Genomic DNA, 7,418 nt, shown 5'->3' with positions numbered 1-7,418 from the left:
GCGTCCTCGACCGAGCCGAGCATCCGGTAGCAGTGCACCTGCAGCTCATGACGGTACGGCTCGGCCAGCCGAGCGAAAGCACCCTGGTCGCCGGTGCGCGCGGAGTCCACCATCGATCCGTCCACAGAGGTATGACGCGTGGGAGGGCCAGAATTCATCGCTGGCGTCCACCTGGGTGGACTCCGGGCCAGCAAGTCGGTGCCACCTCCGGCTGCCCGTCCAGCATGCATCCTCTGTTGATCGCTACGGCGGGGTGGCGGAGCTACGGCCGAGTGAAGGTCAGATGGGTGATCCCGCTGGGTGTCGTCACCGACTCGACCTGAAACCGCTGCTCCAGCCCTTCCAGCCCGTCCCACAGCCGCTCACCGCGGCCCAGGACGATCGGGACGAGGGCGACGTGGAGGTGGTCGACCAGATCCTCCGCGAGGAACTGCCTGACCGTGGCCGGGCCCCCGCCGATCCGCACGTCAAGGCCGCCCGCGGCCTCGCGGGCCTGCCGCAGAGCCTCCTGTGGCGAGGCGTCGATGAAGTGGAAGACCGTACCGCCCTCCATCTCCAGGGACGGGCGAGGGTGGTGCGTCAGCACGAACACCGGGGTGTGGAACGGCGGGTTGTCTCCCCACCAGCCCTTCCACTCCTCGTCGGTCCACGGACCGCGCTGCGGCCCGAACTTGTTGCGGCCCATGATCTCCGCCCCGATCCCCGGCCCCCAGGTCCAGGCGAGGGCGTCGTCGACACCGCTGCGGCCGTCTGCCTGGCCGTGCATCGCGTTGAAGGCACGGGTCTGAAGGAACCACTCGACCAGCCGGGTCGCGGCATGCCCGAACGGGGCCTCCGGCCCCTGTGCCTCCCCGGCGGCGAACCCGTCCAGCGACACGCTGAAGTTGTGCACTCGAACACGCGACATGACACTCACGTCCCTCACCCGGACTCCATGGTCAAACCGAGCCTAAACGCGCCCACTGACATTCAACCCTGCGCCACAGCGAGGCGCCCGCACGCTTGCTCAGGAGTTCCACGAACCCGGCCCCCTGGAATCGGCCGAGGCGAGCGGTGGAGCGCCTCGCGCGCCGCTGAGCGCGGACGCTGGTGGAGTCCCGGATCGCCCCGGTTGGTACGCGGGCGGTGTTCTCACGCGGGCTGTGGTGTGGCGCGCAGTCCTTCGAGAAGTGTGGCCAGGTAGCGGTGTGCGGTGGTGATCCGGTCGGCGGGTGTGCCGCCGTGGACGTTGACGGCGTAGGCGATGCCGCACATCAGCGGGACGAGATCGGCGGCTGCCAGGTCACGTCGTACCGCTCCGGCGTCACGAGCCCGGTCGAGGAGCGCTGTGCCGGTCGACCGAAGCGCCCTTTTCAGTTCCGTGGTGTGCGGGAGGGTGTCGGTGGCTGCGGCGGCGACCGGGGCCAGGGACGCGTCGGTGACCTGTGCTTCGACGGTGCGCAACAGGAAGGCTTCGAGCGCGCGCCAGGGGTCGGTGTCGGCCAGCGCCTGCCGGCCGTGGGCGGCCAGGGCTTCCAGGCAGGGAGTGGCGACCGTCTCCAGCAGCGCCTCGGGGGTGGCGAAGTGCCGGTAGACGGTGCCGACCCCGAGTCCGGCGCGGCCGGCGACGTCGTTCAGTTGCAGGGGTGTGCCCTGGTCGACCAGGGCACGGGCGACCGCGACGATCCGGTCCCAGTTGCGGGCCGCGTCCTTGCGCAGGGGCGTCGTCATGGGGGACATGCTAATCGGATGACCCATCCGGTGATGCCGCCGCCGGCACCCGCCCCGCTTGGCGGGTCAGCTGGTCGTGAGCGGGTCAGGTGGTCGTGAGGGGCGCGTGCCGTTCGCTGAGCCGGCGCACGTCCTGGACGACGCGGGGGTCGGTGGCTGCGCGCAGCGGTGTCACCGGGCGGGCCTGGGCTCCGATGACGATGCCGGTCCGGCCTGCCAGTGCGTCGTCGGTGGCGGCGACGATCGAGGGTCGGGCAGCCAGGGACGCCGGACCCGAGGTGGAGCGATCGAACTTGCGGCGCACCAGCGGCCACAGCAGCCGCAGGGCTGGTGAGACGATCTTCGGGTCGGTCAGGGTGCCGTTGGTCATCTCGGTCGCGGCGCCTCCGGGGTCGGCGGCGAAGACGGAGACGGCCGTGCCTTCCAGCCGGGTGGCCAGGTCGAGCGTGTAGGCGAGGTTGGCCAGCTTGGCGCGGCCGTACCAGTGGAAGCCGTAGTAGCCGCCGGGCGGCTCGACGGCGTCGAAGGCCCGCTTCGCGAGCCCGACCGCGCCCGAGGTCACGTTCACGATCCTGCTGGGCGCCCCGGCCGTCAGCGTGGGCAGCAGCAGTTCCGTCAGCAGGTACGGCGAGAGGTGGTTGACGAGGAACGAGGCTTCGATCCCGTCCAGGGTCCGTTGCTCCGGGAACATCGCCCCGACGTTGTTGACCAGCACGGTCAGCGGTTCGCCAGAGGCGGCATGCTCGGCGGCGATCCGGTCGGCGAGCGCGCGCACCTGGTCGAGCGAGCCGAGGTCGGCGGGCAGGAACCGCGCGGGGTGTGCCGGGTTCGCCGCATTGATTCGGCCGACCGCCTGGGCGCCCCGGTCGGCGTTGCGTCCGACCACGGTGACCGAGAACCCGGCGCCGGCCAGCCCCAGGGCCGTCTCCAGTCCGATGCCGGACGTCCCCGCCGTGACCACAGCTGTCTTCGTCATGTGCCCCTCCACCCAGTCATCCGGATAGTTCATCCGCTTAGCCGGGATCGTAGCAAACAATCGGATGATCTATCCGCTTAGGAGTGCCGGTCGGCCGAACAGGCAACGCCGGAGCACCACTCCAGTCCCGAGCACCCATCGGCCCATGTCCCCGCCGGACACTTGGCATGGACGACCCAGGCACGAATTCCGTGAAGTGGATCAGGTCCCCTGATGGTCCGTCACGGTCTGTGGTCGGCCCGATTTTTCCTCGGACGCCGAGACCGGGCGACTCGCGGTGAGGGAGAATGCCCGGCATGACGACTTGAAGAGCACCGGCCGGGCGACAGCATTGGCGAAAGGTCGGGAGCTGGGACACGATTCCCGACGGCGATCGACTGGGCTGCGCCGCTTGCCGAACGCCCGCCCGCTCGTACCGGTATCGCTTCCATCCGCCCGAGTCCTCCATGTTCGAGCGCTGCATCGGACTTGCCTGGTGTGCCGGTTGCAGGATCTACTCCGGCAACATGGTGCACGTCCCGCGGAAGCGAGTCCTGGTCGATCTCCTCGCCTCCCTTCCTCCTGAGCAGCGAGAGCGGCTTCTACGTTCGGAGACGCGAGTGATCGAGTTCCTGGACCGCCAGGCCTGAGGCGGCAGAGGTTAGGGTTGGCGGCTGGCCGTGCTCAGGAGGAACCGCTTAGCAGCAGCGACGGTTTCGCTCTGCCGAACAGGCTGCGCTGGAGGGCTTTCAGGTCGTTGACGCGGCCCTCGGCGGGTCCGGAGGGCCAGTCGGTGTCATGCCGTAGACGACGGCGTCGAGGTCGGGGATCAGTCCGGCGGCGAAGCCGGCCAGGCCGCACTGCTCGTCCGCGCAGGCGTCGGCGACCCAGTGCCGCAGCCGGTCTCCCTCACGGCTGGTCATGATGGTCGCGAAGCGGCTGCGCCTGATCGCCGCCCGGGTCGGGCGCCATCCCAGCCTTCGCGATCTGATCCCGGAACAGATCGCACAAGCAGTCGCCGTTTGTGTGTGCCGCGGCCGGCTGCTCGCCGCACCCGGCAATGTCGCACAACCACAGGCGGTGACGTCCGTGGCCGGCGACCTGGCCCAGGTCACCGCTGACCCGACCCGCCTGGCGCGGGCGGCTCGTCTGGTGATCGGGTTGCCCTCCCCCCACCGTGGTCGTGCACAGACCCAGCACGCTGCCCTTTTCGAAGACCGAGGTGATCGACACTCCGGAGCGGCGCCTCGCAGACGATTACCAGGAGCACCGCGTCCGAGCCTTGGTCCGCCTGGCCGCGAACCCGGCCGCCGAGCATGCCACGCTGAGGGAAGTGCTGGCTGAATTCCACACGGCCGAGTTGGCCTGGATCGCTCACGGCCCGCAGGCGCCCGGCTGGTACCGGAACGCTGCCAACGAGGCGTTGCCACCGGAGAGCGACGACGGTGTGCTGCGCATTCTGACCGACGACGAACCTGATACCCGTCCGGACCCGGCCAGTCTGCTCCAGCGGTGGCTAGCCGCAGCCGCAGGCCATATCGGCTTCGACAGCCACCGCCTCTACGACGCCGTCCTGCGCTCCCACCACCTCACCCAGGACCTGCTGCGCGACGTTCCCGCCCGCCAGGCACTGCCCCACTCCGACCCGGAGGTCAGAGCCCAACTCATCATCCAGCTCTGCGGCGCCGACCCTGAGAGCCTGTGTCTGAGCCCCGAAGTGACTGGTCAGTGAGTTGTCGGGCTCTGGAGCTCAGAGAAGCCGTTCGGATTAGCGTCACAGTGACGGTGATCCGAGCGGCTCTTGGGGTACTTGTTGGTGCTCTACGCGGGGCAGGCCCTGATCAACTACCGGGAAGGGGGGACGTGGCCTTGGTGGTTGTCGGATGTCTAGGGTCGCTTCCATGACGAGGACCACACCGCCGCGCCCACTCGATATCGAGGCGATCTTCCCGGAGCTGGCCGACTACCGCGGCACGACGACCCGGCTTCACCCACGGCCCGGTGCTCCGGATGCGTCAGCCAGTTCCGTGGGTGGCCCACTGCTGTGGCCGGCGGACGAACCGTGGCCGGTGTGCACCGCGCCTCACGGCCGCGGGTTCGGCCGGCGCCTGGCGGACGTCAACCGGGAGCGAGAGATCACGGCCGCCAGGTCGGCCCGCGGCCACCGTTCGCCGCTCACCGAGGAGGAGCGCCGACTCCTGGACGAGCTACGGCGGGAGCATCGGGCGCCCCAAGAGAGTGCGAACGATCCGGTGCCAATGCTCGCGCTGGCGCAGGTGTACCGGCGCGACGTCCCCGACCTGCCGGTGGGGCCGGGTGACTGCGACCTGCTGCAGGTCTTCTGGTGCCCCTTCGACCGGCACGGTCCCACCGGGTACGGCATGGAGCTGGACCTGCGGTGGCGGCGGTCGTGGGAGGCGGCCGAGGTGCTGGTAGCGCCGCCGCAGCCGCAGCTCGTCGGCTTCGAGGGGTACGTGCCCGAGCCGTGCGGGCTGCACCCCGAGCAGGTGGTCACCTATCCGTTCGCCGGCCTCCTGCCCGAGGACCTGTGCGCCCGGATCGACGCCTGGGAGGACGCCCTCATGGGCGAGAACCTCGGTGAGGAGGACGAGGAAGCCGAGGAGTCGGATGAGGAGCGGGCTGAACCTGTCGGCTATCAGTACGACCTGTCCATCCCACCGGGCTGGCGTGTCGGCGGCTTCGCCTCATGGCACACGACCGACCCCTACCCAATGGACTGCCCGGCCTGCGCGACGCCGATGGAACTCCTCCTGACCGTCGACAGCTCGGAGTGGGACGGCGGCAGCGGCAGCTGGACCCCTGCCGAGGACCGCGGCCTAACCCCGCACCCGTTCGCCAAGCCGACCGGTGTCACCGTGGGCCGCTGGGGCGAGCTCAACATCTTCGCCTGCCCCACCGACCCCGAACATCCGCACTGCTCGAGCATCCAGTAGAGCGACCGCCTCCTGCTACGACGCCCATCACCACCGGATGACCGTCGGGGCACTGACGCTGCTTCGGCTCAGGCAACATCCTGAACCAACGCAGTCTCGCGCGCCGTTGGCCTTGCCACCGGCTGCTGGTGGGCGATGCGGCGGGTCATCATGGTGATGGCAGCCCAGTTCAGGTGTGATTCGGAGTGTTCGGGCAGGCGCTCATAGTCCCGGACGTTGCGGCGGGCCCGGATCAGCCAGCTCAGCGTGCGCTCAACCACCCACCTGCGGGGCAGGACAATGAAGCCGACCTGGCCGGGCGGGCGCTTGACCGTCTTCACCGTCAGGCTCAACTACGTGCGGGCCCAGTCGATCAGGCTGCCGGAGTAGGCGCCGTCGCCCCAGACCAGGGTGAGCTGCGGATGAATCTTGCGAAGGCGCCAGAGCAGAACTCGGGCGGCGTCCCGCTCGCTCACGTCGGCTGCGGTGACCACCACAGTGACGAGCAGGCCGAGGCTGTCGACGGCGATGTGGCGCTTGCGGCCGTTGATCTTCTTGCCGGCGTCGTAACCGCGGGTCGCCTTCGAGACGGTCTCGGCGGCCTTCACCGACTGGGAGTCCACGATCACTGTGACCTGGTTCGGGATCTTCCCCGCGTCGACCCGCAGCCGAGTGCGGAGCGCATCGCGGATACGCTCGACCACTCCGGCCTTCGCCCAGCGGTCGAAGAACCCGAAGACCGTGCGCCAGGGCGGGAAGTCGGACGGCAGCGCCCTCCACTTCGCGCCGTTGTCCACGACGTAGCGGATCGCGTCCACGACATCCCGGCGGGGATGAGCCTCCGGGCGGCCACCCATGGCGGTTCGGCAGGCCGGGACGGGCAGCAGGGGCTCGATCAGGGCCCACTCGGCGTCGGTGGTGTCCGAGGGGTAGCGGCGCTCACGCATCGGACACCACCTTCTTCCCGGCCGGGATCAGGATGATCAGCGGCCGCGGCCCTCGCGGGCCAGGATGTGCAAGGACGCCCGGACCCCGCCGAGCTGCTGCAGGACCAGCTGGGCGTACTCGTCGTCGGGGAACAGCGCGGCATGAGGGGAGACCGTCGCGCTGATCAGGCGGGTGATGCGGGTGAGCTCGGTGAGGAACTGGGCCTTCTCGAAGGCGACCAGCTCGGCGGGCTCCTTCGTGAACTTGAACCCGTCGCGGCGGATCCAGATCAGCGGGGCCATGTGCTCGGCGGCGGTGATCTCGCGGACGTAGATCAGCCCGCGGCGGACCTGGCTGGCGTTCAGGCCGGTCGCGGCGATCAGCTGCTTGGTAGTCAGCCCAGCCGGCCTGGCCTCCCGCGGTGCGATCCAGACCTGGTCCGCGCAGACGTTGGTCGCCAGCCGCTTGCGCGCCGGCACCGCTACTCGCCCCGCAGCAGCGCGGCCAGGCCCTCGTCCAGGCTCGCGTTACCGGTCGTGACCGCGGATTCCACCCAGTCAGAGGCACCCCGGACCCGAGCCAGGTTGCGGTTGACCGTCTCGCGCTCGTCGTCGCTGAAGATGTGACCGCGGAGTTTGGGCACGACCCGGCCGATCTGGGCGCCGAACGCCGAGCACGCCCCGACCAGGTCGACGAACTGCATCGTCGACTGGATCTGGTGCAGCAGCGGCACCGGCGCCTTCACCGCCTCCGAGGCCGCGAAGTGCTTCACCTCAGCGGCCTGCTGGGCGTGCTCGACCTGCGCCCGTTCGTCGACGGCCTGCGCGCAGCGCTCCTCGTCACCGCGGCCGCGTCCGTGATCGCAGCTCTCGTATGGCTGCTCGCCCTACCGG

8 protein-coding genes and 2 pseudogenes are annotated in these 7,418 nt (G+C 69.8%); 2 read left to right on the top strand and 8 right to left on the bottom strand.

Annotation, left to right across the window (positions count from 1 at the left end; translation table 11 throughout):
• Positions 1-262: 262 nt before the first annotated feature.
• From P3T37_RS36840 to P3T37_RS36820, 5 genes are all read right to left on the bottom strand, one after another.
• Positions 263-907, bottom strand: a complete 645-nt coding sequence (locus P3T37_RS36840; protein ID WP_280728332.1) for a dihydrofolate reductase family protein — start codon at positions 905-907, stop codon at positions 263-265.
• Positions 908-1,131: 224 nt separating this feature from the next.
• The gene (locus P3T37_RS36835) at positions 1,132-1,710 is read right to left on the bottom strand and encodes a TetR/AcrR family transcriptional regulator (protein WP_280728331.1); all 579 of its coding nucleotides are present in this window, start codon (positions 1,708-1,710) and stop codon (positions 1,132-1,134) included.
• A gap of 85 nt (positions 1,711-1,795) precedes the next feature.
• Complete coding sequence (locus tag P3T37_RS36830; RefSeq protein WP_280728330.1) at positions 1,796-2,686, bottom strand: SDR family NAD(P)-dependent oxidoreductase; 891 nt, start codon at positions 2,684-2,686, stop codon at positions 1,796-1,798.
• Between the two features lie 728 nt (positions 2,687-3,414).
• Positions 3,415-3,588, bottom strand: a complete 174-nt coding sequence (locus P3T37_RS36825) for a hypothetical protein (RefSeq protein WP_280728329.1) — start codon at positions 3,586-3,588, stop codon at positions 3,415-3,417.
• The gene (locus P3T37_RS36820) at positions 3,575-3,898 is read right to left on the bottom strand and encodes a hypothetical protein (RefSeq protein ID WP_280728328.1); all 324 of its coding nucleotides are present in this window, start codon (positions 3,896-3,898) and stop codon (positions 3,575-3,577) included. Before P3T37_RS36820 ends, P3T37_RS36825 begins: the two co-directional genes overlap by 14 nt.
• Here P3T37_RS36820 and P3T37_RS36815 point away from each other — a divergent pair.
• Together P3T37_RS36815 and P3T37_RS36810 are read left to right on the top strand one after the other, a co-directional pair.
• Positions 3,888-4,397, top strand: coding sequence for a hypothetical protein (locus P3T37_RS36815; RefSeq protein ID WP_280728327.1), 510 nt, complete (start codon positions 3,888-3,890; stop codon positions 4,395-4,397). The two genes, P3T37_RS36820 and P3T37_RS36815, sit on opposite strands and share 11 nt — an antisense overlap.
• A 169-nt stretch (positions 4,398-4,566) precedes the next feature.
• On the top strand, positions 4,567-5,619 hold the full coding sequence (locus P3T37_RS36810) for a hypothetical protein (RefSeq protein WP_280728326.1): 1,053 nt from the start codon (positions 4,567-4,569) through the stop codon (positions 5,617-5,619).
• Between the two features lie 68 nt (positions 5,620-5,687).
• Here the strand turns inward: P3T37_RS36810 and P3T37_RS36805 are convergent.
• From P3T37_RS36805 to P3T37_RS36795, 3 genes and pseudogenes are all read right to left on the bottom strand, one after another.
• Positions 5,688-6,545 (bottom strand): annotated as a pseudogene (locus P3T37_RS36805) (IS5 family transposase).
• 36 nt (positions 6,546-6,581) lie between these two features.
• Positions 6,582-7,004, bottom strand: a complete 423-nt coding sequence (locus tag P3T37_RS36800; RefSeq protein WP_280728325.1) for a hypothetical protein — start codon at positions 7,002-7,004, stop codon at positions 6,582-6,584.
• Positions 7,005-7,006: 2 nt separating this feature from the next.
• Positions 7,007-7,324: pseudogene (locus P3T37_RS36795) on the bottom strand (DUF6192 family protein); the annotation flags it as partial.
• Positions 7,325-7,418 lie beyond the last annotated feature (94 nt).

It is taken from the genome of Kitasatospora sp. MAA4, assembly GCF_029893355.1.
In the GTDB taxonomy this organism is placed as follows: Bacteria; Actinomycetota; Actinomycetes; order Streptomycetales; family Streptomycetaceae; genus Kitasatospora.
The sequence above is the reverse complement of the archived record's forward strand: the minus strand, read 5'-3'. Positions and strand labels throughout refer to the sequence as shown.